General features: G+C 38.3%; 1 protein-coding gene. It reads right to left on the bottom strand.

Annotated features, from left to right (window positions below; translation table 11 throughout):
- The coding region (locus EYD46_RS17615; protein WP_317128092.1) for a CocE/NonD family hydrolase C-terminal non-catalytic domain-containing protein at window positions 1–308 on the bottom strand (308 nt) is incomplete at both ends.

Below are 308 nucleotides of genomic sequence, written 5' to 3'. Positions count from 1 at the left end.
ATTGGCTGCAGGTTTACTGCTAGCTAAAGTTACTGTAATTTTTGGCACACCAGAAATATGTATATCTTTACTAAGTTTGGGTGTAACGTAGAGCAGCCTGTGTTGTGTTAGTTCAGCATTGGCTAATGCTTCGCCGCTAAAAGAATAATTGTCTATTAGTGTTTCAGTATTCTGCTGTTTTGGAGTGGTTAGTTTTAAACCTCCAGCTTTAGGAGCACCACTTGTTAGGTATAGTCTTACATCTTTAGACTTTGGATTTGGATAATCTGGATAGGACGTTGGGTCTTTCATATTATCGTCTTCACGAA

The organism is Hyunsoonleella pacifica, from assembly GCF_004310335.1.
Lineage (GTDB): Bacteria > Bacteroidota > Bacteroidia > Flavobacteriales > Flavobacteriaceae > Jejuia > Jejuia pacifica.
The sequence above is the reverse complement of the archived record's forward strand: the minus strand, read 5'-3'. Positions and strand labels throughout refer to the sequence as shown.